We start from the raw sequence: 25,429 nt of genomic DNA, 5'->3' as shown, positions 1-25,429 counted from the left end.
GGGACTAGACCCTGGCCGCCGCGGCGTGCGGATTGGCGGGGCGTCCGAGACCCAGCCGGTCACGCAGCGTCTCGCCGGTATATTCGGTTCGCGCGCGGCCGCGCCGCTGCAATTCAGGCACCACCAGCTCGACGAAATCATGCAGGTCGCTCGGCAGCGCATTGAACAGCAGCATGAAGCCGTCACCAGCCCCGGTATCGATCCATTCTTCCAGCATGTCGGCGATGTCAGTCGGCGTGCCGCAGATCGGCGCCGTGCCGTAGTCATAGAGCTGGTAGATTTCGCGAAGCGTCTTGTCCCGATTGGCCAGAATGAGCGCGCGCAACCGTTCGAAGAAGCCCTTCTCGCGGTTGGTGGTTTCAGGAATGGCCTCGTCCGGGATCGGCTCATCCAGGGGCAGGCCGCTCAAGTCCTTGCCCAATTGCTCGCTCAGCATCTTCACGCCGACGTCGGGATGGATGAGCGACTGCAGCAGGTGGTATTTGTCCAGTGCCTCCTGGCGCGTTCTGCCGATGCTGCAGCGCAGGCTCGCAAGCACCTTCAATTGGTCGGGATGCCGGCCAAAGCGGGGCATGCGGCTCTTGAGGTCGGCATAAAAAGCGCGCGAGCTTTCGATCTCGCCCGCCGCCGAGAAGACGACATCAGCGGTTTCCGCCGCCAGGTCCTTGCCGTCGCCGGAGGAACCAGCCTGGATGATGACAGGATGACCCTGCGGCGGGCGTTCCTGGTTGAGAGCGCCGTGAACCGTGAAATACTTGCCCTTGAAATCCACCGGATGCTGCTTGGACGGATCGAAAGTGGAAGCGGTTTCCCTGTCATAGATGAAGGCGTTGTCCTCCCAGCTGTCCCAGTATCCCTTGACGATCGCGACGCTTTCCCGCGCTTTTTCGTAGCGTTCCGCATGCGGCGGCAATCTGTCCAGTCCGAAATTGCGGGCCGCGTAGTCATTGGACGAGGTGACGACATTCCAGGCAGCACGGCCATTCGAGATCTGGTCGAGCGAAGCAAACTGGCGGGCGATGTTGTAGGGCTCGAAGAAACTGGTCGAGACCGTGGCGCCAAGACCGATATGCGTGGTCGCGCCGGCAAGCCGCGACAGCAAGGTCATCGGCTCAAGCACGTTCATGAATTTCGGCCACCGCCGCCATGTGTCGAGCTGGTCGGTGCGGGCCGCCGGCGTGTCGGCGATGAAGAAGAGGTCGATCTTGGCGGCTTCGGCGACGCGTGCCATGTCGATCATGCGGTCAACCTTGGCGGCCTGTCCGGCTTGCGCCTTGGGATGAAGCCAACTGGCCGGATGAAAGCCATCGCCGTCGATCAGCACGGCAAGAGGGAACATGGGTTTCTTCGGCATCGTATATCCTTTCGGCGGTCCCGGCGGTGACAAGTGCTTTCCCTTGCCGGCGGCCGAACGGCAGCGCCGGCTAACCTCTCAAGGTCACCGATTGTTGAGAAGGCGGGTTGTCGAGGGGGCGGAAGCGGGGTCGCCCGGGCCAGAACCAGGGCGACCCCTATATGGTCAGGCGAGCTGCCACTCCTTGAAGCGCTTGTCGGCGGCTTCGAAATTGTCGGCCCACCAGCTGTTGTCGGTGGCGACAAGGCCGGCCAGGTTCTCAGCGCTTGTCGGCAGTACGGCAGCGCGTTCCGGCTTCAGAAGTTGGAGCGCCTTGCGGTTCGTTGGCCCGTTGGCGACCAGCGATGAATACTCCGCCTGGCGGTCGGCGCGTGTATAGAACTGGACGTAGGCGCGCGCCTCTTCGAGACGCGGCGAACCGTTTGGAATGCCAAGCCCGTCAACGGCGTAGCTGCCTGTCCACACGATGTTGATCGGCGCACCGGACTCCTTGACGGCGGCGGCGCGGGACGACCAGGCATTGGACATGTCCACTTCGCCGTTCTGCAGGATCTGGGCGTTCTGGGCACCATTGCCCCACCATACCGAGACCGATTTCTTGATCTTGTCGAGTGAGACCAGGGCCCGGTCGACATCGATCGGGTAAAGGTCCTTCGGCGCCACGCCATCCGCGATCAGCGCGTGTTCGAAGACGCCGATGGCATCGCGCGACAGGCCTCGCCGCCCCGGGAATTTCTCGAGGTTCCAGAAGTCGGCCCAGGTGGTCGGCCCCTTGTCGCCGAAGACATCGCTCCGATAGGCCATGGCGTCGGCGAAGACCGAGTAGCCCAGCCAGTTTTCGGTCACCATATCCTTGATGATTTCGCCGTTCTCATCCTTCACCCCGACCGGGGCGAGGTAGTTCTTGCCGGCGGTGAGTTTGAGGACGTGGGAAGTGTCCATGGAACACACGTCCCAGATGTAGCTTTTGGTATCGACCAGAAGCTTGAACTGCGTGACCGGGTCGGTTTCATGGGCGACGTGCACGACCTTGATGCCGGTTTCCTTCTCGAACGGCTCGCTGAAGGCCTTCTTCATGGCGTCGGAACTGCCGCCACCATAGTCGGCGACGACGATCTGGCTGGCCGCGGCCAGGCTGCGTCGTGTCACGACCGCTGGCATTGCCAGGCCGGCGGCACCGACGGCGGCAAGATGCAGAAAGGAACGTCTGTTGGGTGTGAACAGTGAAGACATGGGCGTTTCTCCTCCAATTATGCGCGTGTTTTGACGCTGTTTGTGTTTTCAGGCTTGCGGTTTGCCAGGCACGAGCCTGGCGTTCTGCCTCTCCCATCGGATGTGGAGCAGGTTGCCGAGCGAGCGGGGCTCGAAGCCGGCGGGTTGGCGAATGGTGAGCATCGTGCCGCTCGAAAGCCGGACCAGAAGCCGGGTCTCCGAGCCGGCATAGACCTGTTCGGTCAAGGTGCCGGACAAAAGGCCGTCGCCCGCGTCGGTGACACGCAAATGTTCAGGCCGGATGATCAGCGATACAGCGTCTCCAGCCGCACCGCGCTGGCCGGGCGAGAGCGGAAAATCGCCATCGCTGGTCAGGATCGTGCCTTTCGGCGTCAGTTTCCCGCGCAGGATGTTGGACAGGCCAATGAAGTCGGCGGCGAATTCCGAGCACGGCTGCTCGTAGAGTTCGAGAGGCGTGCCGATCTGCTCGATGCGGCCGTCATTCATCAGGCAGATGCGATCGGACAGAGCCAGTGCTTCTTCCTGGTCGTGGGTGACGAAGATGATGGTCGAACCGGTCTCGCGATGGATGCGCTTGATCTCGATCTGCATGGTTTCGCGCAGCTTGCGGTCGAGCGCGGACAGCGACTCATCCATCAGCAGGATCGAGGGTTGGTAGACAAGGCAGCGCGCGAGCGCGACACGCTGCTGCTGGCCGCCGGACAGTTCGGAGCTGAAGCGGCGCCCGAAGCCGTCGAGGCCGACCATTTCGAGCGCGGCGCGGGTCTTCGATGCGATGTCTTTGGCGGCCACCTTTCGCATCTGCAAGGGGAAGGCGATGTTCTCCTCGACGGTCAGGTGTGGAAACAGCGAATAGTTCTGGAAGACCACGCCGATGCCACGCCGGCTGGCCGGCACATTGGTCTGGTCCTTGCCATCAATGAAAAGGGTCCCCGAGGAAGGCGGAACCAGGCCGGCGATCAATTGCAGCAGAGTGGTCTTGCCCGAACCGGATGGCCCAAGTAGCGTCAACAGTTCGCCGGGATAGACCTCGATATCCAGAGGCCTCAGCGCAACCACGCCACCATAGGATTTGCCGATGCCGCGAGCCTGCAATTTCGGCTCGGGCCGGACCCCGATGGATGTGATCGACGCTTGTCTTTCTTGCAACTGCACGCTTCGATGCCCTTCTGTCGGCGCGGCCTCGTGGCGCGGGCCGATCGGCTGATTTGTCGTTCCCGGCTGTCTCTTGGGAGTGTTCACAGGTGCTATCCGCAAATGCTTGATGCAGTTTCGTGACCGCCGGACTTCATTGTGGTTCCCCGAGCCTGTTGGCCTGCTATGTATATACATACGGGCATCACACAGAACACCAAAAAGCGATGAATTGCAACGGTAAATGTTGAAAAAAAAGAATGAATGGCATAGTGCTAACTCGATTGAGGTGTTTCCGTGGTGACATTCAAGCAGCTTGAGGCCTTGTACTGGATCGGGACGCTGGGCAGTTTCGAGGCTGCCGCCCAGCACCTCGACACCACCCAGTCGGCGATCTCGAAACGCATCCAGGAACTCGAAGCGAGTTTCGGCGTGGCAGTCTTCGACCGCAGCCGCCGTGTCGCGCATCTGACGCCGAAAGGCGTCGAGATGCTGGAACTGGCAGCGGGGCTGCTTGAGCAGCGGACGCGTTTTGCCGAACGCTTCAGCGCGCCCGACCTGATCGAGCGCCGGCTTAGGATCGGCGCGACCGAGGCTTCGGCCATGACATGGCTTGGACGCTTCGTCGGGAGGCTGCGCCAGTCGTTTCCGAAAGTCGTCATTGAGATCGTCGTCGATTCCGCCAACGTACTGGCTCAAAAGCTCACCGACAGCCAACTGGACCTGGCGGTGGTCCCTGACGGCCTGACCGATCCGCGCTTTCAAGCCATTCCAGTGGCCTCATCTCAATGGTCCTGGGCCTGCGCGCCCAGCCTGATCAGCGGCAACAAGAGAATAGCGCTCAAGGAACTTGCCGAGCACACGATCCTGTTGCGTACCGATCCGGCCTCCGAGATGCTGGTCGGTACGACCCTGCGTGGCGCGGGCGTAACGACATCGAACATTGTCGGGGTGGGCAATTTCCTGGCACTGCTCAGCATGACCGTCGGTGGCGTTGGCGTCAGCGCCCTGCCGACATTCATCTTCGACGCCGGGTTCGCCGGCGAGGCGATAAAGCGCATCGATGTTGTCGAACAGGTGCCGGACCTCAAATATCTCGCCGTCTTTCCGGCGGTGAATGCCAGCCCGATCATGACGTCGGTGGTCAAGCTGGTTCAGGAGACATGCGACTTTTCGAGAGCCTATATGGCCGCGTCCCCGGAAGGGAATGGCGTTGCGGACCTGATGCAGATCGCAACGACCTGATTCCATCCGTCTCCTTCCCGCGCTTTGAGGGATTGGTGTCGACATGAATATCCTCGGCGACGCCGCGTGTGGCCGCGACGCCCGGCATTCGCCCTCTGGGATGATGGTTGTTGCGCCGCACGGCGCCGGGCAATCAGTTCCTGTCTGGTCCCGTGCAGCCATAGGCGAGTATGCCATTGCCCTAATCATTCTTTTTATTCCAATTATTTTATTGCAAAAGATCGCTTTTATCGATATTTCATGTTGTATAGACATAACCGCTCGCCGGCGATGGCGGTGAGGCAGGTTGGCCGACGGACTTAGGCGCCCCTTGGTCTTTCGCTGAAACAATGCTCGCGAGCGATCGGGAGCGGTCCTGGGAGGAGCAGGCTGTGGCGCTGAAGATTTCGATTCTCGTTGGCAATCCGAAGCCTATGTCGCGGACGCGGGGCATCGCGGAAAGGTTCGTCGAGGTTCTGATCGGGAACGATCCCCACGAATGCGGGACCACCGACCTTGCGGAGCAGTCCAACCGGGTATTCCCGATGCCGGCCGAACATCTGGCGGCCCTTCACCAGACGCTGGCTGGCAGCAATCTGCTGGTCGTCGCGTCGCCGACCTACAAGGCAACCTATACGGGGCTGCTCAAGATCGTCCTCGATCAGCTTCGCCCGAATGCGCTGCAAGGAGTGGTGGCAATCCCGTTGATGACCGGCGCCAGTGCCGCTCACGCGATGGCGGTGGAATTCCATCTCGCGCCATTGCTGCGAGAGCTCGGTGCGACGGTGCCGTTCAGCGGCGCCTACTTCATCGTCAACGAAGACACTGAAAAATCGGTCCGCGCTGCGGTTGCGAAACTGCGGTCCCAACTGGAACTGGTGCGGTCCCTGGAATTCACAGGAGGCAAGAATGTCGGAAGCGTCATCGATGGCGAGTAGTGGAGCTCCATTCGCGCCCGATCTGCAACTGTTCCGCAGAACACTGGGCCACTATGCATCAGGCATAACGGTGATCGCCGGCATGGTCATGGGACGCCCAGTCGGCTTCACCTGCCAATCGTTCTACAGCGTCTCGCTCGAGCCGCCGCTGGTCTCCTTCAGCGCCATGAGCAGCTCTGCAAGCTGGCCGAAGATACGTGAGACCGGTGCCTTCTCGGTCAGCATCCTGTCCGCGCGGCAGCGGGAAATATCGAACGCCTTTGCCCGTTCTGGCACCGACAAATGGGCCGGCGTTGATTGGGGTCGTTCAGCTTCCGGCAATCCGATCATCACAGGATCGCTTGCCTGGCTGGACTGCGATATGTTCGAGGAGCATCCGGCGGGCGATCACAGCATTGTCATCGGCCAGGTGCGGGAAATGAGCCCGGTCAACTCGGACGAGAGCCACGAGCCGCTGATCTTCTTCAAGGGCCAATACGTCGGGTCGACGTGAGGCTGACAAAGCCATGAGATCTCCGGATAGCCTTGCCGCCGCTGGTAGTTGAGCCGGGCCGGCCGATGCCCGATAGGCCATGTCAGCCGCGGCACGCCCAACGGAAACCGGCCTCAGGGACGCAGCGAACCCACACGCCAACGGCTGGCGGGCATGCTCGCAAAGTGAAACCAAGTGTTCTATAGTCACCGGCGGCACGGCAGAGTCGTGGTCTCGATACGGAAATCTGTTGTCTCAGGCAGGGGGTTCCATGTTCGGAGTCGTCGAATTCGGGTCGAAAACGGGCCGGACAGGCCGGCTGTTCGCCGCAAGAGCCTTTTGTCTGGCTGTCGCGCTTTCGGGAATGCTTCTGCTTGGGGCAGGGGGCGCCGATGCGCAGACCAACTGGACGCTCGACCCGTCGGCTTCGGTGTTGACCTATCAGTCGGTCAAGAAGAACACGATCGTCGAGACCAACAAGATCAGGAATATCACCGGGACGCTGTCGTCCGCGGGTGATGCCAAGGTCACCTTCGACCTCAATTCGGTCGATACCGGCGTCGACCTGCGCAATGTCCGCATGCGGTTCCTGTTCTTCGAGACCTTCAAATTTCCGACCGCCGAGTTGACCGCGAAGGTCGACCCTGCTGCCTTCGCCGACCTTGCGACCAAGCGCCGGGTCAAGGCGGTGCTGCCGTTCAAGCTAAGCCTGCACGGGGTTGAAAAGGATCTCGAAGCCAATGTCGTGGTGACCATGATCAACGACACTTCGGTTTCGGTTGCATCGGAAGCCCCGGTCGCCGTGCATGTCGAGGATTTCGGCCTGCTGCCCAATGTCGACAAGCTGCAACAGGCGGCCAATGTGACCAATATCGTGCCGACCGCGTCGGTCTCGTTCGATTTCGTCTTTGCCGCCGACGGCAGCAAGCCAGCCGCGACGGATACCGTTGCAGCGGGTGCCGCCGCTCCGGCCGACGTCGGACCAGTCGCCACTGATGCCGGCAAGAGCAATTTCAGCGACGAGGAGTGCCTGAACAGGTTTGCCGTGATGTCGCGCACCGGAGCGATCTATTTCCGTGAGGCAAGCGCACGGCTCGATCCGCAAAGCCGCCCCTTGCTGGCCGAGGTCGTAGGGGTCGTCGGAAAGTGCCCGAGCCTGAAGGTCGAAGTGTCCGGCCACACCGATTCCGACGGCTCGGCGAGCGCCAACAAGCGGCTTTCGGAGCGTCGGGCGCAGGCTGTTGCCGACGCCATGTTTGCAGCCGGCGTTCCGCGCTCCCAGGTCACCGCCACCGGCTATGGCGAGGAAAAGCCGGTCGCCGCCAACGACACGCCGAAGAACAAGGCGCTCAACCGGCGGATCGAGTTTTCCGCCAGCAAGGCCGTCAATTGAGGAAGGACTGTTGTCCCGGTGGGTTTCGGTGTGATCGCTAGTTGCGCCGGTTTTGTGCGCGGCGCGGGGCTCGTGGTGTTCGCCTTGGTGCTGACCTTGACCAGCGCTGCTCACGCCGAACGCCGCGTGGCGCTGGTGCTTGGAAATTCCCAGTACCAGCATGCGCCGGCGCTGCCCAATCCGGTGCATGACGCGCAAGCGATGGCCGAACGGCTCAAGGGTCTCGATTTTGAGGTTGTTTCCGGTTTCAATCTTACAAAATTGCAGACCCAGACAACCATCGCGCAGTTTGCCAAACAGGTGCGCGGTGCCGACGTGGCGCTGCTCTTCTATGCCGGTCACGGCTTGCAGGTTTCCGGCAAGAACTATCTGCTGCCGGTCGATGCCGCACTTCAGGACGAGACCTCGCTCGACTTCGAGGCGGTGCCGGTCGATTTCATTCTGCGGCAGATGTCGCGCGAGACCAGCATCAGGCTGATATTCCTCGATGCCTGCCGCGACAATCCTCTTGCCGAGGTGCTGGCGAAGACAGCCGGCGTCAAGGGCGCCAGCTCCGGCCTTGCCGAAATTCCGATCGAGAATGGCGGCGCCGGCACGCTTGTCGCGTTCGCGACCAGTCCCAACCAGACGGCCTTTGACGGCTCGGATGATCACTCGCCCTTCACCTCGGCACTGCTTGCCCATATCGGCGAGACGAATGTCTCCATTACTGAAGCGATGAACCGGGTTACGGGCGATGTCTTCAAGGCAACCGCCGGCAAGCAGCGGCCGTGGATCAATGTCTCGCTGACCACCGCGGTCGTCCTGCACAAGGTCGACCTCAATGCGCCGCTTATCGTCGGCGAGGCGAGCGCCCCGCCGCCGGAGGACAATTCGCAGGTGCGCACGGCAAATCCGCCCGCTTCAACCGATGATGCCCAGTTGGCGCTCAATGCGCTGCGCCAGAAGATCCCCAGGCTGGCGTCCGACGACCCAATCTTTTTCGACCACCCCATCGATTTCGGCGACCCGGCAATCGACGGCAAGAGCATCGCCCAGCTGATCAAGGGCATGCCACGCTTCAGCCCGGTGGAAGGCCTCGACAAGTCCGTTTGGGAAGGCAAGCACTGCAACGGATGCCATGAATGGGATGAGACCCGGCTCTGCGAGCAGGCGAAGAATTTCGCCACCAACGATGTCTCGGTGCTGCGCCTGCAACATCCGCTGGGGACGCGTTTCAAGGTGGCGCTGGCCAAATGGGCCCAGGGCGGCTGCAAGTAGGCGAGGATCAGGTTGAGAGAAATGGGACGGCGAATGCGCATTCGCCGGTCAGGCGACGCTTAACGCGGTTCAGTGATTGATAGAATCGCTGACCTGCTCCAACTCTTTGTTTTTACGCAATTCCCAAGGGAAAGCGCTACGCGCTTTTCCCGGGAAAGCCGTTACGCACTTTTCCTGGAGTTGCTTTAGGCTCTGGCCATCTGTATGCCCATTTCGACAAAGGCTGACAGTACGGGAGCGCGGTCCTCGAGCGACACGCGCGCCAGCCCGGTCAAAACCCCGGCATTGATGGCATGGCCAGCCGGAAACGGCGACAGCGGTTCGCCAGCCCAGCCATTGTCACGCCAGCCTGCCGCCACAACAAGCCATGCGGCCGGTGTTACCGGCTGCGCCGCCGCTGCCGCGCTCAATGCCGCGCGATGCTGGGGGCTGTCGGGATCGCTGACCCATGCACTGACAAGTGCCAGCAACGCCTGGTCCTGCCCGTCGAGCAATTCGGTCAGATGGCTCAGACACTCATGTGCCCACCAGACCGCGGCCCGCTCTGGAAGCAGGTAGGCGCAGAACGTGATCGCTTCTTCGGGCACTCGTCCGGCCAGGAGCGAGCGGCAAAACTCGAGCGAAGGCTGGTCGGTCGGAAGCGCGGTCATGTCCCTGATAACAGCGGGATAGGACATGTAGAGATCGCGGGCGGTTCTGAATCGAAGCTGATGGGCCATGGCCGTCACGCTTTCACTGGAGAACAGTAGGCACTCAAGCCTTAGGTGAGGCGTAGGTCAAGTCTGCGCGCGTGACCGGAAAATGGAAAATCGATTTGCGGAAGGATCAGATGAAAAAGGCGCCGATAGCGCCTGGTTTTTCATGCCATGCGGCCCGTCAGTTCTTGAGCACGCCGCCCACCGCCACGCCGGTGCCGAAGATAAGTGCCTTGGTCAGGAAGTTGTTGTTGTCTCGCGGTGGTGGTGGCTCGTCGTCCTGGACGACGGTCTCGCGGTCGCGTCTCTTTCGTTGCGCGACCTGTTCTTGTTTGCGGGGCTTGCGCGCCAACTGCTTCGGTGCGCGGGCCTTTTGCACGACCTGCTTTTTCGGCTGCGCCGCGCGTGCCTGGTCGGCGGCATGCTTGGCACGCACGGCATCCATCATCGGATCCGTCTGGATGACGAGAAACGCCAACTGCTCGCGCGTCAGGAACGTGGTCGGCGGCAGCCCATTCTTGGCCTGCCAGACGCCGATCGCCTGGCGGCTTTGCGGGCCGATGTTGCCGTCGACGCGGCCCAGTTCATTGCCCAGGGCCTCGATACGCAACTGCAGATCGATGCGGGCGTCGCGGTCGAGGCCGATCGCGCTTTCCGTTATTTCGGTGCCGGGCGTCCGCTTCACCTCGTCGGACACGCCAACCGACGTGCGCACGGCAGACCCGGAACTGGCATTGGCTTCGTCGGCATCAATGGCCGCAACCTTCCGGTTTTCCCCTTTTGCCTGCTTTAACTGGTCGATGTTCAGCTTGGCCACAGTGGCGAAGCGTCCGCTTGGAAACTGCTCGAGATAGGCCTCGTAGTACGGAGCCGTATCGCGCTTTGAAGCCTCATCCCAAAGGCGCTGTTCGACTTCCCATGATGGAGGATCACTTGCCACCGCCGCGGGAGAGGTTGGCGCCGTTGAAACGTTGCTGGATGCGTCGGCGACGGGCTTCGCCGCGGGCGCCGCTTCCTCAGTGGGTTTTCCAAGGAACACTTCGCGGCCCAGCGAAGCGTTATGCCAAGGTCTCTGGCGGCCTTGCGTGGTCTCCGCCACCTCACCGCGCACGCGCGTCAGCGCGCTCTGGATTTCAACGCCCGGCTCAGTCAGGTGCCGGGCCAGCGCCGTTGAGTAAGGGCTGTCGACACCGTTGCCATCGAAGGCAATAGCGCCGGGATCCGTCGCGTAGGCGATCAGGATGCCACCGGTTCCGGCACCGTCCGATTTCGCCTCGACAGGCGCCAGGCCGGATCCGAGCGAGCGGCTCTTTGGCATCGAGGCGGCAAGCGTTCTTGCGAGGGGATTGTCGCGACAGGCATCGAGGATGATGATGCCGACCGCCGGATCGGGCGGCAGCGCGGCCATGAAGTCGTCGATCTGCACGGTGCGGGTCTTGAGATAGGCGGGCGATGTCAGTTCGGCGTCGACCGGTATCAGGTAGTTCTTGCCATCGACCTGCATGCCATGGCCGGCATAGAAAATGACAGCGAGGTCGGCGTCGTAGGATTGCTCGGTAAACTTGCTGATGAGGCCATGCATGCCTGCATTGTCCTGATCGACGCCTTCTATGACCTGGAATCCGGCATTGCGAAGCGTCGAAGCAATGAGATGCGCATCATTGGCTGGATTGGGCAAAGCGACGGCATGAACATATTTGCTGTTGCCGATGACCAGCGCGACGCGTTTCGCATCAGACGTAACGGCTCCTGCGCCGACCGAGGCAACAAGAAAGAGAAACACCCCGATCAGAAAGGCGAAGCTCGCTTTCATGGATCAGTCCTCGGCCGCATTGGAGCGCGGCAGTCATTTTGTCAGTGACAGGCCGTTATTGCAAGAAAAACACCTGATTATGTGACTTTGATGAAAGTTTGATCATTCGCGGGCCAGCCGAAAACACCCAGTAACGGGTGCCGGCATCGCCGCCGCCTCGGGAAAGCCTGTTGGTTTGTTGACAGAAAGAATGCTCCGGAATTAAATTCATGCTATTCAGCCGCCAGCGAAATCGGATGCTCGGATGGGAGTGACCGTCATGCAATCGAGTAGGTCAGCCCTGGTGTTGGCAGCCATGCTTTTGGCGGCGCCCGCATGCGCCGATCCTGTGCAGAAATCAGAAGACATCGTGAAGTTTTTTGCCGGTGCCAACAAACTCGGCCTGTCACGTGGAATTTGCGTCGGCACCGAGGAGGAGTGCAAAAGCAAGGAGACGGCGAAGGATCCGCCGGCGGGCAAATCCAGTCTCGACATGCTGATCAACTTCGGACTGGACTCAGCACAACTCGACGCGAAGGCGCGGGCTGAGCTTGATGAGTTCGCCAAGGCGCTGAAGGACGACCGGCTGAGCACGCTCAGCTTCGTCGTCGAGGGTTACACAGACGCAACAGGCACGCCTCGCTACAACGAGGGCCTGTCGCAGCGAAGAGCGCAATCGGTGACTGCCTTCCTGACCTCGAATGGCATCGATGCGGCTCGCATCAACGCAATCGGTTTGGGTGAATCGAACCCGCGCAGCCCTGATCCCTACGACCCGATCAATCGCCGCGTGGAAATGCGGATAAAGACGCAGTAACGGGCGCCCTGGCGGCTCAAAGCGTATCCTGAACCGAACCCACGATCGCCGCGATCGCCTGCTTGTAGGCCGCGAATTCCGGCGATGTCTGCCGGACTTCCGTCGTTGTCGTTTCCGGCTGGTCAGTCCCGCTTGTCGCCGGGGGCAGCTTGTGGCCCATTTTCCGTTCGGCCCAGTCCACGACATAGCTGGCGGTCTTGCCGGAGAGAAACGGGTTGGCTTGAATGACCGGTGCTCCAAGCACGCTGGCCAAGGGTGCCGAGCCGGGCGCCGACAACACCTGGTGGGCGCCTTCCATTCCCAGGAAGTGACAGAGATAGAGCCGCCCGGCGGTGATCTGATGGCCGCGCGCCCGCAGATAGGCTTCGCCTTCGCGCGCCAGATTGCGCACCATCTCGCGCGAGATCGTGGCGTCGTAGCGCAGCGCGAGCAGGTCGGCGGTCGAGAGCGTCCGCGCCAGGTCGGGGCGATAGGTGTTCATCATCCTGATCCAGGTCTTCGTGATGAACTGGCCGGCGCCGGTCGCCGAAGAAAGCGGGTTCTTGGCCCGTGCGCTGCCGCCGCTCTCCACGTGAACGATGCGGTCGGTCAGCGTCTCAACGGCGGAATCGTCGGTTGCGACTGCTGTGACCGTGCCGAGCGGATCGATCGCCTCGCCATTCTGGTAGAGCTCGAAATGCAGATGCGGTCCGGTCGAGAGGCCGGTGGTGCCGATGTAGCCGATGATGTCGCCGGCCTTCACCTTGGTGCCGACGCCGCTTTCGATCGCGAATTTCTGCATGTGGGCGTAACGCGTCTCACGTCCGTTCGCGTGCGTGATCTTGACCAGGTTGCCGTAGCTGCCACCGTCGCCTTGAAAGCTGATTTCGCCATCGAACGCGGCTGCGATCGGCGTCCCCACCGGTGCTGCCCAGTCGACGCCCTTGTGGATGCGGACCGTTCCGAGGATCGGGTGCTTGCGTGGTCCGAAGGTTGAGGTCATCACGCCGCTGACCGGCGTGACCATGCCGTTGGTGACCGTCAGCGAACGAACCTGGTCGTCGCCGCTGACGCAGGCAAACTGACCATCACTTTGCAGGAAGACGAAACATTCAAGGTTCTTGTCGCCGCCCTGGATGCCGACATACAAAACCCGGCCCGCGGTCTCTTCCTTGCCGCGCGGCGTCTGCGAATAGATCAGGACCAGACGCTGGTCTTCGCTGGCGAAGGCGTCCAGGTCCTGGCCCCGGGAGAGATACATGATCGCTTCGCCGATGATGCCGGCAGGGACGCTGTTGCGCGCAGCTGTCGAATAGATCGCGTCGAGAAGGCGGTATTGTCTTTTGTGCGTGCCTTCCTCGGCCGCGCCCGAATAGTTGAACAGATCTTCGCGCACCCACGGGTCAACTCCCGACACGAAGGCACCGGCGGCGTTGCGCGTCAGGGTGCCGACGAAGACATTCTTGGCGTAAACCGAAACCTGCATCAGCGACATCGCCGTGGTCTCGCGCGTCGGCCTGAAGCCGCGCATGGCGACGACATAGCCGGGCTCCAGCCCGTCCCGGTTGAAAAGCGCCTTCAGGGCTTCGCCCGCCAGCTTGGCGTCCGCGTCGGAGAAATGCGCATCGGTGACGACGCTATCGAGGCTGCGGTCGGTGAGGATTTTCACGAATGTGTCCTCGGTCGCCTCGAAGCGCTGATAGTCGGTGGTGACCGTTGCGACGGTGGTGTTGTTTTCAACCTTGGTTTTCTCGAAAGAAGGAAGGGCGGCCTCGCCCGCGTCGACTGTTTCGCCCCAGCCGGCTTCTGGGTCATCGGCGTCTGCCTGTGCTGCCGGAGCTGCCGGTGCCGCCGGGGTGTCTTCCGCGGCCGGTGCGGGTTGAAGGTCGTTCTGCAGGTCGCCGGACGGTGGTGGCTCCGGTGCTGGTTCCGCCTTCTTGCGCTGTGCCTGGAAGAAGGCGAAATCCTCCTGCGTGGAAGGTATCGTCGTCATGAATTTTTCGCTGGCGCTCAACATGACATCGGACAGGATCTCGATCTGCGGTGACACACCGGCCTGATCAAGTTCTGCCGGACGCGGGATCGTGTGGCCTTTCGTTGCGCCGGCATCGGGTGCAAGCGTGATCCACATCGGGTCGCCTGCAAGGTCGATAATCGCCGGCACATAGACAGAGGCATCGGCTGGCACATCGTCACTGCCTTCGACCGCGTGCAACTCCTCGTCTTCATCACCAAACGACCAGTAGTCCGCTGTAAGGTAGATGCCGGTGGCGATTAAAACCACGACGATCACTGCGAGACCAGCGGCCAGCCTCAGCCAAAGCTTGCGCCGGCGAAGGGCAGCGCGCGCCAGCTTTTTCTCCTTGAAGCTGGTGTCGATGCTGTGCGTCACGGCGCATTACCGGTCAGGAAGAAGGTCCACCGCACCTGCTCGAGCGTGTCGACTTCCAGAAATTTCGCGGCGATATGGCCGCGTTCCCAGCACTCATCGATGCCGCGTATCGAGAAGCGCCGCCGCTCGATGCACATATCTGTCGCCCCGGTCAGGATCGCGTGGCCGAAAACGTCTGTCGCGTAGATGTAGATATAGCGGTTCGCCAGCTCCTCCTTGATGACGTTCACGCATTGATTGGCGCCGATCGTCCACCAGCCGTCGGTCTGGTCCGCGTTGTCGACCTTCTGGCCGACGGCGAGATTGACGACGTCGAGCGTCTGGTTGCAGACGGTGAATTCGGCGCGCGCTTCGCCTGTTGCAAGCAGGGCCGCGAATGCCGCGCCCAGGCAGGCTCCAAAAATATGCCGCGCGGTTTTGCGGCGAAGACCACGCGATACCGCGAGCATCCAGTGGCTTGTCCGAGCGAGCAGCGCCCGAAACAAGTCACGCCGCTGTCGAGGCGGGGCGGCGGGCGGGCGGAACGGGCGCGGGCGGCGGAATTGCATTGGCGTCCATGCTACCCGCCAAGCTTGAAATACTTGGCGGTGGCGGAAAACTCGGATCCCTTGGTCTCGATCTCTTCGAGGATCTTGGGCAGCACCACGGCGGCCGGTGTCGGCGTGGAGAATGAAGCGGCCTGGATATCCTGCGGTCCGGTAACCACCATTATGATCTGCGGCACTGCCTTGCCCGCTGCCTTGTCGGCGGCACCGAGGCCGATCGGGATACTGAAAGTCGCCTTGCCGGATTGCGCGACGAGACGGTCGTCGAGATTGAACGCCATCCCCTTGTGATCAATCAGCAGCACGCTGGAGATGAGGCCGCCATGTGTCACCAGCGTCCCGCCGATCGATGAGCCGTCCGGAACCGATGTCCGGTCGAGTTCAAGTTGTGGCTTCTCCACTGCATTGCTGCCCAGAAAGCGCAGAAAGTTGGTGACTTCGCACTGGGTCGGCTTGATCAGCCTGACGCTGATGTCTGGCTCGACATGGAATTTCGCCTGGAAACCGCCGAGCAACTGCTGGAACGGTTGGACCGCCGTCCCAAATCCCTCGATCGCCACGGCCTTGTCGGTGGTTGCGGTGACCGTTGCATAGAAGCAGTCGCCACCACTGAAACCGCGCACCCAGGAGACCCGCTGCGCGGCTTCGTTTGCGGGTTTCGCCGGCGGGATTTCCGGCTTGGGCACATTCAAGGCAACCGTTTCGTCTGGCTGCTTGTCAACTGGCGGCTTGGCCGCCGGCACGGCGGTTTGTTGGCCCTGTCCGGCCCCGGCATCCGTTTGGCTGGCGATGGGGGCGGGCGGTTGCGCGGTCGCATTGGTTTCCGCTGGCTGGCTGGCTGGCTGCTCGGGCTGCTGAATCTCCGCGACAGGCGGCTGGGCAACTGGTGGCGCCGGGGTGGCTTCAATTGCCGGCGGTGTCGGTGTGATCGGCTCCGGCTTTGGAGCGTTGCTGGCAGCCGTATCCGGCTGGATTGCAGGCGCGTTGTTGGCTTGCGGCTTCACCTCGGGGGCAGGTGGTTTCACATTCTCTGCGGCTGGCGCCGGGAGTTCGGCGGGCTTTGCGGGTGCCGGCTTTTGACCGATGGAAGCATCGGCTTGATTTTGAACCGGAGGCGCCGGAGCCGGCTGAGCAGCGGGTGCGCTGTCGGTCGGGGGTTTTGCCTCGACGGCTGGTGGCTTGGCGTCTTCCGGCGAAGGCGACACGACAGGCTGCGCGGGCTTCGGGCCCGTTTCGGCATCCGCCTGATTTTCGACTGGCGGTGCCGTCTCGGTTTGCGGTTTTGCGGGCGCAACCGGCTTTGCCGGAGCCTCGCCAACCTGGGGCGCAGCGGCATTGTCGGCTGGCGCCGGCTTGAGGGTTTCCGGTGCGGGAGCTGGTGGCTTGTCGGCACTCGGCGTCTTCAACGTCACAATGCCGCTCAGGTAAAGACCAGCCCCGGCGGCGACAAGCAAACTCGCCAAGGCGGCGATCGCCATCGTCCGCTTCCCCGAGGATTTTTCGGGGCTCCCAGGCGTGGCCGCTCGTGCGCCGGCAGCAACAGGAGGCCTCGGCTGCGAAAGCAGCGGCGGCCGCTCATACGGGACGAAGCGCTGCTCGCCCGTGCCGGTTGCTGGCGGCACGCTCCCCGGGGCATGGGACGGCGGGCGCTCGGCCCGGAAGCTAGGTCCAAGGGTTCCATCGGCGCGTGGCAAGCCTGCCCGGTCGCGCGGCGTCAGGGAGCGTGGGGGGGTCGTCCCCTCGATATCGCTATCGTCACGGGTCAACCTGGCTATCTCCGCCATGCTGGCGGGCCGGTCTTTCGGATCCGGTTGCAGCATGGCTTCGACGATGTCGCGGAAATCGGCATCGATGTCGGACAGATCCGGGACTGTTCGGCGCTTTTCGATGATCTCGAACTGGGAGCCGCTCATGTCGATCGGCTTGCCGCGCAGAACGGCGGCCAGCACCAGCCCCAGGCTGTACATGTCGGACTGCTCGCTGACATCGCCGCTGTAAAGCCCGAGCTGTTCCGGAGAAACGTAATTGTACTTTCCGGCGAACTTTCCGCCAATCAACGTCTCGCCGCCGACCGTCGCCGATCGTGCGATGCCGAAGTCGATGATCTTGGCGCGGTCGACCCGCCCGCCCGGCAGAATGATGTTGTCCGGCGACAGGTCGCGGTGGATAGCGCCCGCCTGGTGCACGGCGCTCAGGCCGGAGGTGAGGCGAAGGCAGAGCTTGCGCACGTCTTCCACGGCCATTGCGCCGCGCCGCATGACATCGAACAGCGACTCGCCGTCAACGAATTCCATGGCGAGGTAAGGACGGCCAATTCCCGGGTCGATGGTGAAGACGTGATAGCGCACGACCGCGTCATGCGAGAGATGATTAAGGATCGACGCTTCCTTGCGAAACAGGGACAGGATCGTCTGGTCGCGGGCAAACTCGGGCAAGACGATCTTGATCGCGACATGGTCGCCGGTCTGGATGTTGTGCCCCCGGTAGACCTCACCCATGCCCCCGAAGGCAATGCGCTCGTCGAGCTCGTAGATGCCGCTGAGCTGTGTACCGACTGCCGTGCTGGGCATGTTCGGCGATATACGCGTCTTGTCGTCGGCGCTCATTGGCCTCTTCCCCCCGTCCAGGACAGATCCTGATACAGCGATCCGCCATTGCGGCCGCCTTTGATCTTCACCAGCACGATGGTGACATTGTCGGTTCCGCCACGCTCAAGCACCATCTCCAGCAGCTTCTCGCCTGCTGCCCGCGGTGCCGTGGCCGCCACAACCGCAGCCTCGATCTCGGTGTCGCTGACATGCGCCGTCAGCCCATCGGTGCTCAGCACGAAAACGTCGCCCGGCATGATCTCGCCCTGCTGGAAATCGATAACGACCTCATCGGTGACGCCGACCGCATGCGTGATGACATTGCGCCGTGGCCAGGTCAGCGCTTCGGTCGCGCTGATCATGCCCCGGTCGAGAAGTTCCTGAACTTCGGTGTGGTCCCGCGAAATCTGCGAGATCGAGGCGTTGCGGACAAGGTAGACGCGGCTGTCACCCGACCACAGGCACGCAAACCGGCCGTCCATCGCCAGCAGCGCTGCGACTGTCGAGCCGATAGTCACGCCGCGCGATTCCGATATCTGCCGGATTTCGGCATTGGCTCGGCTCAACCGGTCTTCGAAGCGCGCGCGAAGGTCCGGCGCGGAACTCGCAATCCCGATCGTCGCCAGATGGTCGACGATGCTGGCCGATGCGACTTCTCCGGCGTGATGCCCGCCCATGCCGTCGGCGACGACCCAAAGGCCGGTTTGCGGCTCGACCAGATAGCTGTCTTCATTGAGTTCGCGCACGCAGCCTTTGTGACTGACGCCGAAGCTTTCAAAGGGAAGGGCGACATTGCTCAACTTGCCACCAAGCGCTTTCCAAACGCCCTCTGCAGCGCACCCACAGCGCGCTCGCGTGCCCACTTTGCCATAGGCTGCACCATTAAAGTATCAAAATTAAGCCCCCCGCGTTCGCGGGATATGAGCGGCATCGGCTCCCCTGATCTGGAGCCCATCTCAAAACGCCTTCGGACAGCTGAAGCTGGAAAGTGCGGGAAGGGCGAATGGATTTGGGCCCGAACCGGTCTGGATCGTATAGGCGACATCACGGCCGCCGATGACGAAGCGCGCCTCCAGCGTGTCGCCGCTGCCGGTCAAGGTCGCCTTGTCCAGCAGCCGCTTCAACGCCCACGGACCGTCAAACTTGAGCGCGGACTCGCGGCCTGGCAATTCGGGCGACAGGGTGAGGGTAGCGACCGCCGCGGCCATGTTGCCCGGCCATGTCACGGTGGTTGGCGCGTTGCCGGTTTGGGTACTCTGCACCACCTGGCCGTCGACATTGAGCTCCGCCGCGTCGGCGTCGCCATGCAAGGAGAAGGGCGTGAAGGTGATGCTGACCGACGGTGCCGAACCGCCTGAGGGGAAGAAGGCACCGCGGATTTCGGCGGCCGACTGGAAGGCCTTCAAGGTCGATTTCGCCAAGTCGTGGCCCAGGCTCGTGTCTTGTTTCCAGCTCCAGTCCTGACCGGTCATGTCGGTCAGCGATGCCAGGTTTTGCGCGAAGAAACGGTCCATCAGCCCGCCGGGCGCGAACAGCTTGGCGAAATCCGCCATGGCAATGTCGTCAGTGCCGTCGTGGGCAAAAGGAAAATGACTGGCCACCATCTCCTCGCATGGGCGCGTAACCGTCTGGTCGAGCATCTGGTTCAGGTTGGCGACCGAGGTTTCGGCGGCGCCGCCCTCGAACTCGTCGGCCGCCGCGGTGACCATTCTGGCCAGTTGCTTGGGCAGGCGAGAGACGTTGGCGTGCAAGGTGGATATCTGCAGCTGAAGGTTTCCGTTGATGCGTTCCGTCTGTGAAGATGCGTCGGCAGCGAGTTGCAGGCTTTTGTGGATCTCACGAAAATTCTGCGTCAAGGCATCGATCGGGCGCTGCCCGGGCAACCCGCTGACCAGAACCTGGAACGGCCTGAACCGCGCCTCGATGTTCGCACCGGGATGACCCTGTGTGCTCGCCGATCCGCTACCGGCACGGTTTTGCGATTTACCGGCGGCAAGGTGAATGCCGATGCGGGCCAGGCCCTTTGCGACAGTGTCCTGTGCCTGGTTTTGACCGCCGCCATCGGCTCCGGCCGTACCATCGGTTGGGCTTGTCGCCGGGACTCTTGTCAAAGCGGTCTCATCGGCGATCGCCGAAAAGAGCTGTTCGATCGGCGAGTTCGCCGATGCGGCGGCGGAAAGCGCGAGATAGTCCGGCTTGTCTTTCAGCATCGATTTGAACTTCAGCTTGTCGAGTGCGCCGTTCCATGCCGAGGCGAAATCCTTGCCGTAGCGATCAAGCAGCTCCGGCCCGAGCTTGAGCAATTCCTGATCGATGCCTTGCTCGCCGCCGCCGCCGATCACCCAGCGGTCGTCGACAAGCATCTGCGCCACGCGCGCGAGTTGGCCGAGATAGAAGCTGTTGAAGCCGGCATAGGTGTAGAGCCCGGGGATGCGAAGATCCGTGAGATCGCTGCCATCAGCCTGTTCGAACAACAATTTTGCCTCAGGCCCGGCTTTCGCCGAGATCGAGAAATCTCCCAGCGCCGCGGCGTACACGCCCGACTTGACCAGCGCGGAGGCGCGATCGGCAAGGGTCATGCGGCCGAGCGAGCGTTGCGCGGCCTCGATCAGCGGCTGGTTGAGTTCGAAGACCGGATCGTAAGCATCGTCAAGCGCAAGCATGGCGTGCAGATGCTTTTCGAGTTGCGTCCGTCCTTCGCGGTTGTTCTCGCCGGGGTAACGGTTCTGCTCCCAATCCTGCTTCATCCAGGAAACGATCAGCGCATCGTCGACCTTCGGCGCCTTGCCGCCAAGCATCAGGTAGATCTTCAGCGGTTCATAGAGCGCGGCCGGATCAGCCATCTTGGCCTGGATCGTCCGTTCGGCCTGGATCAGCAGGCGCGAGCGGAACATGCGCTCCAGCGCCTGCCGGTAGGCCGTTTGCGCCGCCGAGGAAAGCCGTTCGCGTTGGCTGAGGCCGAACGTTGCCTCGAATGGCGTCGGCGAGCCGCCGGTTTCGAAGCCAGCCGGCAGATCGCGCAACTGGTCGAGGGGCCCAATGACGTTCTCGAGGTCGACATCGGTGACAGTCGTGCTCTTCAGCAACGCATCCGCTGTCTGCCGGTACTGGCCCGCCGCCTGCCTCGTGGAGGCGATCAGCGAGCGGTTGGCCATGAAGCTCAAGCCCAAGACGCCAAGCCCGGCAGCGGTTATCAGCGCGATAACGCCGAGGCCGGCAAACCTGGCGAGCGCGGCACGCCTTTCTGCCGCCTTGTCGTAGGAGACCCATCCGGATTCAGCGAAAATGACGCTGGCCAGCAGGTCATGCAGGAAGAAGCTTTTGCCGCTACCGGAGAGATGCGGTTGCGCCTTGCTGCCGAAACTGCGGCCCAGCGCTCCCAGCACCTGATCAATAGGTGTTCCTTCTTGCGTGCCCGAGGAAAAGTAGAGCCCACGCAAGCTGACATTGACCTGACTGCGGGCAGGCTCGAACAGCTTGGCGACAAAGTCGGTCACTCGGCCCCTGAGCGCGCCAAATTGCGCTGGAAAACCAAAGATGGCGATGCGCGCCACCGGATCGGTTTCTTCCTGAAGGCGGTCTGGCATCTCCTCGGCCAGCCGGTTTGCCAGAGCGTCGAATTCGGCCGGCGCTTCACCGACCATGTTCCTGCCACGGTCCGTTGTCTGGAATGTCGCGCCCCAGACCTTGCGCCGGCGCGCTTCGTCGAAGCTGTCGAAATAGTCGGTGAAGCCTGAGACAAGGTCGGCCTTGGTGAAAAGCAGGTAGACCGGAAACTGAATTTTCAGCGTGTCGTGGACCTCGCGCAGACGGCTACGGATTTCCGTGACATGGGCATCAAGCTGCCGATCGTCGAAGGTCATGAGATCGGCAAGGCTGATCGCCAGGATGACGCCGTTTATCGGCTGCCGCGTGCGTTGCTGCTTGAGCAGTGACAAGAAGGCGAGCCAGCTTTTGGCGTCGCTCTGCCGATTGGACTCCTGCGTTGTGTAGCGGCCGGCGGTGTCGATCAGCACGGCCTCGTCGGTGAACCACCAGTCGCAGGACCGCGTGCCGCCGACGCCGGCCACCGGCTGGGCATCACCTGATCCCGCAAGAGGAAAGTTCAGGCCTGAATTGACCAGCGCCGTGGTCTTGCCCGCGCCAGGCGGGCCGATGACGATGTACCAGGGAATTTCATAAAGAAAGTTGCGTTTGCCGCTTGAGCGCTTGAGCGCGGCTACGGCCTCGTTCATGCGGGCTTCGAGCTGCTTCCCGTCACCATCATCAGCGTCGGCCTGGGTGATTGCCGCTTCAAGCGCTTTTTGTGCCTTGCGCATTCGCCAGAGGCGCATTCCGTAAAAGATCGACACGCCTGCCACGGCGACGCCGATGATCAGCGCGCGCAGCCAGACAGCGCCTAGTGGCCGGTTGTTGGCAAAACCGATCAAAGGTCCCGCGAACCAGACGGCGGCGGCGAAAGCGGCCAGTGCGATCACACTGAAGATGCGCGGCAGCCAACGCGTCATTGGCGTTTCCAGCGGGGGTGTTTCCACCCAGGTTGCTTCCGACAGGAGCACTGCCAGCCGGCCCCGCTCACAGCGTTTCTTCCTTGGGGATCATTACATCCACACGGCGGTTCTTGGCGCGGCCCTCCGGCGTTGCGTTGTCGGCGATGGGCTCGTCTTCGCCTTTGCCGTCGGCGGTTATGCGCTCGGGCTTGCTGAATTTCGGGACCATCATCGTTTCGACCGCTTTCGCGCGGGCGACGGAGAGGTCGAAGTTCGATTTGAACGTGCCCGATTTGCGCGGTTTTACATTGTCGGTATGGCCAATGATCCTGATCGGCCCGGGCTCAGCCTCCAGGGCAGCAGCGATGTCCGTCGCTACAGGTTGGAACTCGGGCTTCACCTCGGCTCTTCCGGATTGGAACAGCAGCAGGTTGCTGATTTCCACGACGATGAAATCGCCCTTGGTGCCGACGGTCAACCCGCCGCTGTCAATGTCCTTGGCCAGGGCCGAGCGGATGCGATCGGTCTGGGTGACGGTGGCGGCAATGGGTGGAACAACCTTCTCCGGCTCGGCCAATGGCGCCACGCTGGCGCGCTCGATGGCGATTGGCGCTGATGGATTGAGCGCCAGCAACTCGCCCCCAAGGGCATCGCCTTCGTTGGTGATAATGACCCGCAAGGCGAAGAATGCCGCTGTCAGCACGCCTGACGCGGTCGCCGCGACGGCCCACAGCGGCAGCCGGAACGATGAACGCGCGGCTGTCGCGGCCAGACCCTGCCAGTGCGGCGACATCTCGTAACCGGCGCGCGCCTTGAAGTAGCGAAGCGTCTCGTAGACGTCGCGGCGGATGCGTTCGAGATTGTTGTCCTTCTGCGCAACTCCGCGATATTGGCCTTCGAACCCCAGCGACAGGCAGGCATGCATCAGTTCAAGCAGGTCGCCATGTGCCTCCGGTTCGGCCAGCACCTTGTTGAGCGCCTCGTAGAAACCCGTGCCGGTGGGTTCGACGTGGAAAAACCGCGACAGCATGCCGTGCGGCGCCCATTCGTCCTTTCGTGGCCAGGGCAAGTTGCCGATCAGGTCATCGGCAGCTTCGCAAAGGACGTATTTCGCGATCCGCGCATCGCCCTCGGTGACATCGGATTTGCCAATGGCACGGTCGAATTTTTCGATGGCGTCGGTGACATGCCCGGCCAGCGGCTCGGCCTGCCGGTCAACTGCAATGAGCCTGAGCTGGCCGAGCAGCATGAGCAAGGGTGCCGCTGCCGCGATGATGGGGTTCGCTGCTGTGTATTGGAGACTGTCACTGGCGTCGAAGAGCGCCTGCTGCCGGGCAACCTGTGCTGTCGCGGCCGGGGAAGGGCTTGGCGCCGCAGCGGCGCCGGCACCCTGATAGACCACGGTTCCGGATGTCCAGCCCGTCGGGACTTGGCGGCCGATGCCCGGGTCGAAGACAGTGGACTCTTTCAGTGCCGAGGGATCGGCCAGCTTGCTGCCCAGGACGGTTGGCTGCGGGGTCGGCGGCTTTTTTTTCTCGCGCGAAGGGTTTGCGCGAATGACGGTTTTGCCCGCCGGACCGAAGGGATCATCCTTCGAACTCATTGCCAACCCGCCAACACGGTATTTTGAGCAAGACAGGCGTTAGTCGCACAGGCAACAAAATGTCTGCCCTGGCCGGGCAGATTGTCGAGGATGGGTCGCCCGGAAAGGCGCATCTCGTCGAAACATGACATTGCTGCACACGCCCAAGCCACGCCAGCTTCGCCCGCCTGGGAAGCTTGCCGAATATCCTATTCGCTCACGCAGCCGATTGAAACCGGAAAGCGGAAGGGCCGAGGGAAGGTTTTTTCCATGAAACCGGTCACATACAAGCAGATCGGTGGACGCGCCTTGGCGATTTCCGTTCGCCCTATTTCTGCTTGCCAGCCTTGGCGTAGGCTTCGCTGAAATAGGCAAGGAAGATGTCGAGCATGCCGTTCTCGTGCGCCTCTTCCTTGGCTCGCCATGTCGCGACGAAAGCGTCCCAGGCCTGGCTTTTCTTCGAACTGAATGAACTGGGCGGAAGTTTCCGGCCGATTGCCTCGGGCGACAGGTCATCAAGCAGCCGGGAAAGGGCGGCCTGCATGGCTGCATAGGTGGCGAACTCATGTGTCTTCAGGTCGCGGAAAGCGTCTTCGATGCTTCGCCTTGCATCGAGATAACCGGAGCGGCGCCGTGCGAACATGATTTCGAGAATGTCATTGGTTCCCGGCACGAACTTCAGCGGGTTGTTGTCGGTGGCGCTGATCATCGTGCGGTGCGTGCTCTTTGCCAGCACCTTGGCCGCCGCACGCGCCTTCAACAGCATGGTAAGCTCCTCGACGACCAAGCGCATCACCGAACCGATCTCGGCGGCAACTTCATGCGGATCGCGCTGCTGAAACAGCTCGGGCGGTATGCCGGCCCCGATGGCGATTTCCCGCAGCATCGCGGCAGCGTCCGAGCCTTGGCCGGTATCGCCCGACGTGAAGGGAGGCACTTGTGGCGCAGGAGCTCGCTGCCCGGGCGCCTGCCCTGTCGGATTGAAGAATGGTTCGTTTCCAAATGCTGGTGGCTGGCTTACGGGGGATGGAGTTGTGGGCCGCTCCCCACTTGCCCCATCAGGCATTTCCCCGCGTTGTGTCAGACGCTGGTTGCCTTGGGGGTGCCCTGTTCGTGGACGCTCGTCATCGATCGATACAAAGATGACATAACGGCCAACCAGCAGCCGGTCGCCGTGATCCAGCCGATGCGGGCCAGCCATGCGCTGGCTCGATCCGTTGATGAAAGTGCCGTTGCGCGAGACATCGTGCAGCCAGAACGCCCCCGCGTCGAAACGGACCTCGCAGTGCCGGCCGGAGATGAACTTGTCCGGATCGGGCAAGGTCCAGTCGCAGGCATCGCGTCCGATTTCGAAGCTGCGGTCACGAGCCCCGTAGCCGGTCGAGATGCCGGCGGGAAAAGAGTCGGCATTGTTGATCTGCAGGCTTATGAACATCCAGAACCGCCGTCGACCGCCTCTCGGACAAACCAGCCGTTACGATACTCCATTGTAGCGGCAATATGCGAGAGGCGGCACAAGGGCATTGCAAGCCGAAAATCCT

The 25,429-nt window shown here is 62.2% G+C and carries 19 protein-coding genes; 7 read left to right on the top strand and 12 right to left on the bottom strand.

The window, feature by feature from the left end:
• Nucleotides 1-4 precede the first annotated feature (4 nt).
• The 3 genes from GA829_RS29765 to GA829_RS29755 form a co-directional block, all read right to left on the bottom strand.
• The gene (locus GA829_RS29765; protein ID WP_195176118.1) at nt 5-1,354 is read right to left on the bottom strand and encodes an LLM class flavin-dependent oxidoreductase; all 1,350 of its coding nucleotides are present in this window, start codon (nt 1,352-1,354) and stop codon (nt 5-7) included.
• Nucleotides 1,355-1,519: 165 nt separating this feature from the next.
• Nucleotides 1,520-2,587: an ABC transporter substrate-binding protein gene (locus tag GA829_RS29760; protein ID WP_195176117.1), complete on the bottom strand. Its 1,068-nt coding sequence runs from the start codon at nt 2,585-2,587 to the stop codon at nt 1,520-1,522.
• 48 nt (nt 2,588-2,635) lie between these two features.
• On the bottom strand, nt 2,636-3,736 hold the full coding sequence (locus GA829_RS29755; RefSeq protein WP_258052013.1) for an ABC transporter ATP-binding protein: 1,101 nt from the start codon (nt 3,734-3,736) through the stop codon (nt 2,636-2,638).
• A 285-nt stretch (nt 3,737-4,021) separates the two neighbouring features.
• Between GA829_RS29755 and GA829_RS29750 the strand changes: the two genes are divergently transcribed.
• The 6 genes from GA829_RS29750 to GA829_RS29725 all read left to right on the top strand — a co-directional run bounded on the left by GA829_RS29750 (nt 4,022) and on the right by GA829_RS29725 (nt 9,008).
• Nucleotides 4,022-4,966 (top strand): LysR family transcriptional regulator, encoded by a 945-nt coding sequence (locus tag GA829_RS29750; protein WP_195176115.1) that lies wholly within the window; start codon nt 4,022-4,024, stop codon nt 4,964-4,966.
• Nucleotides 4,967-5,009: 43 nt separating this feature from the next.
• Nucleotides 5,010-5,246 (top strand): hypothetical protein, encoded by a 237-nt coding sequence (locus tag GA829_RS29745; protein WP_195176114.1) that lies wholly within the window; start codon nt 5,010-5,012, stop codon nt 5,244-5,246.
• A 91-nt stretch (nt 5,247-5,337) separates the two neighbouring features.
• Nucleotides 5,338-5,883: an NADPH-dependent FMN reductase gene (locus GA829_RS29740; protein ID WP_195176113.1), complete on the top strand. Its 546-nt coding sequence runs from the start codon at nt 5,338-5,340 to the stop codon at nt 5,881-5,883.
• Nucleotides 5,873-6,376: a flavin reductase family protein gene (locus GA829_RS29735; RefSeq protein WP_210337705.1), complete on the top strand. Its 504-nt coding sequence runs from the start codon at nt 5,873-5,875 to the stop codon at nt 6,374-6,376. The genes GA829_RS29740 and GA829_RS29735 overlap by 11 nt, the downstream gene beginning before the upstream one ends.
• Nucleotides 6,377-6,626: 250 nt before the next feature.
• On the top strand, nt 6,627-7,748 hold the full coding sequence (locus tag GA829_RS29730) for an OmpA family protein (protein ID WP_195176111.1): 1,122 nt from the start codon (nt 6,627-6,629) through the stop codon (nt 7,746-7,748).
• A gap of 30 nt (nt 7,749-7,778) precedes the next feature.
• On the top strand, nt 7,779-9,008 hold the full coding sequence (locus GA829_RS29725; RefSeq protein ID WP_258052012.1) for a caspase family protein: 1,230 nt from the start codon (nt 7,779-7,781) through the stop codon (nt 9,006-9,008).
• A gap of 185 nt (nt 9,009-9,193) precedes the next feature.
• Here GA829_RS29725 and GA829_RS29720 read toward each other — a convergent pair whose 3' ends face one another.
• Both GA829_RS29720 and GA829_RS29715 read right to left on the bottom strand, forming a co-directional pair.
• Nucleotides 9,194-9,727: a DUF6931 family protein gene (locus tag GA829_RS29720; protein WP_195176110.1), complete on the bottom strand. Its 534-nt coding sequence runs from the start codon at nt 9,725-9,727 to the stop codon at nt 9,194-9,196.
• A gap of 157 nt (nt 9,728-9,884) precedes the next feature.
• Complete coding sequence (locus GA829_RS29715; protein WP_195176109.1) at nt 9,885-11,516, bottom strand: caspase family protein; 1,632 nt, start codon at nt 11,514-11,516, stop codon at nt 9,885-9,887.
• 259 nt (nt 11,517-11,775) lie between these two features.
• Between GA829_RS29715 and GA829_RS29710 the strand changes: the two genes are divergently transcribed.
• Nucleotides 11,776-12,312 carry an OmpA family protein gene (locus GA829_RS29710; protein ID WP_195179862.1) on the top strand — a complete coding sequence of 179 codons (537 nt, stop codon included), beginning with the start codon at nt 11,776-11,778 and terminating at the stop codon, nt 12,310-12,312.
• A 16-nt stretch (nt 12,313-12,328) separates the two neighbouring features.
• On the opposite strand, the gene GA829_RS29705 is transcribed toward GA829_RS29710, so the two are convergent.
• From GA829_RS29705 to tagH, 7 genes are all read right to left on the bottom strand, one after another.
• Entirely contained in the window at nt 12,329-14,683 is a 2,355-nt protein-coding gene (locus GA829_RS29705; RefSeq protein WP_195176108.1) for a M23 family metallopeptidase, read from the bottom strand.
• Complete coding sequence (locus GA829_RS29700; RefSeq protein ID WP_195176107.1) at nt 14,680-15,132, bottom strand: DUF1036 domain-containing protein; 453 nt, start codon at nt 15,130-15,132, stop codon at nt 14,680-14,682. The genes GA829_RS29705 and GA829_RS29700 overlap by 4 nt, the downstream gene beginning before the upstream one ends.
• A gap of 110 nt (nt 15,133-15,242) precedes the next feature.
• Nucleotides 15,243-17,834 (bottom strand): serine/threonine-protein kinase, encoded by a 2,592-nt coding sequence (locus tag GA829_RS29695; protein WP_195176106.1) that lies wholly within the window; start codon nt 17,832-17,834, stop codon nt 15,243-15,245.
• Nucleotides 17,831-18,616: a PP2C family protein-serine/threonine phosphatase gene (locus GA829_RS29690; protein ID WP_195176105.1), complete on the bottom strand. Its 786-nt coding sequence runs from the start codon at nt 18,614-18,616 to the stop codon at nt 17,831-17,833. Before GA829_RS29690 ends, GA829_RS29695 begins: the two co-directional genes overlap by 4 nt.
• Nucleotides 18,617-18,772: 156 nt before the next feature.
• On the bottom strand, nt 18,773-22,324 hold the full coding sequence (gene tssM / locus GA829_RS29685; RefSeq protein ID WP_195176104.1) for a type VI secretion system membrane subunit TssM: 3,552 nt from the start codon (nt 22,322-22,324) through the stop codon (nt 18,773-18,775).
• A 67-nt stretch (nt 22,325-22,391) separates the two neighbouring features.
• Nucleotides 22,392-23,909: a type VI secretion system protein TssL, long form gene (tssL, locus tag GA829_RS29680; RefSeq protein ID WP_195176103.1), complete on the bottom strand. Its 1,518-nt coding sequence runs from the start codon at nt 23,907-23,909 to the stop codon at nt 22,392-22,394.
• Nucleotides 23,910-24,216: 307 nt separating this feature from the next.
• Entirely contained in the window at nt 24,217-25,323 is a 1,107-nt protein-coding gene (gene tagH, locus GA829_RS29675) for a type VI secretion system-associated FHA domain protein TagH (protein ID WP_195176102.1), read from the bottom strand.
• Nucleotides 25,324-25,429: the final 106 nt, after the last annotated feature.

This window comes from Mesorhizobium sp. INR15 (assembly GCF_015500075.1).
Taxonomy (GTDB): domain Bacteria; phylum Pseudomonadota; class Alphaproteobacteria; order Rhizobiales; family Rhizobiaceae; genus Mesorhizobium.
This window is presented reverse-complemented; position numbering and strand designations above follow the sequence as displayed.

Bases quoted from the DNA above. Each gene is read 5' to 3' on its own strand.
- GA829_RS29745 (WP_195176114.1), top strand. From the start codon at position 5,010: ATGAATATCCTCGGCGACGCCGCGTGTGGCCGCGACGCCCGGCATTCG.
- tagH (WP_195176102.1), bottom strand. From the start codon at position 25,323: ATGTTCATAAGCCTGCAGATCAACAATGCCGACTCTTTTCCCGCCGGC.
- tssL (WP_195176103.1), bottom strand. From the start codon at position 23,909: ATGAGTTCGAAGGATGATCCCTTCGGTCCGGCGGGCAAAACCGTCATT.
- GA829_RS29765 (WP_195176118.1), bottom strand. From the start codon at position 1,354: ATGCCGAAGAAACCCATGTTCCCTCTTGCCGTGCTGATCGACGGCGAT.
- GA829_RS29720 (WP_195176110.1), bottom strand. From the start codon at position 9,727: ATGGCCCATCAGCTTCGATTCAGAACCGCCCGCGATCTCTACATGTCC.
- GA829_RS29715 (WP_195176109.1), bottom strand. From the start codon at position 11,516: ATGAAAGCGAGCTTCGCCTTTCTGATCGGGGTGTTTCTCTTTCTTGTT.
- GA829_RS29735 (WP_210337705.1), top strand. From the start codon at position 5,873: ATGGCGAGTAGTGGAGCTCCATTCGCGCCCGATCTGCAACTGTTCCGC.
- GA829_RS29730 (WP_195176111.1), top strand. From the start codon at position 6,627: ATGTTCGGAGTCGTCGAATTCGGGTCGAAAACGGGCCGGACAGGCCGG.
- tssM (WP_195176104.1), bottom strand. From the start codon at position 22,324: ATGACGCGTTGGCTGCCGCGCATCTTCAGTGTGATCGCACTGGCCGCT.
- GA829_RS29695 (WP_195176106.1), bottom strand. From the start codon at position 17,834: ATGAGCGCCGACGACAAGACGCGTATATCGCCGAACATGCCCAGCACG.
- GA829_RS29700 (WP_195176107.1), bottom strand. From the start codon at position 15,132: ATGCTCGCGGTATCGCGTGGTCTTCGCCGCAAAACCGCGCGGCATATT.
- GA829_RS29760 (WP_195176117.1), bottom strand. From the start codon at position 2,587: ATGTCTTCACTGTTCACACCCAACAGACGTTCCTTTCTGCATCTTGCC.
- GA829_RS29710 (WP_195179862.1), top strand. From the start codon at position 11,776: ATGCAATCGAGTAGGTCAGCCCTGGTGTTGGCAGCCATGCTTTTGGCG.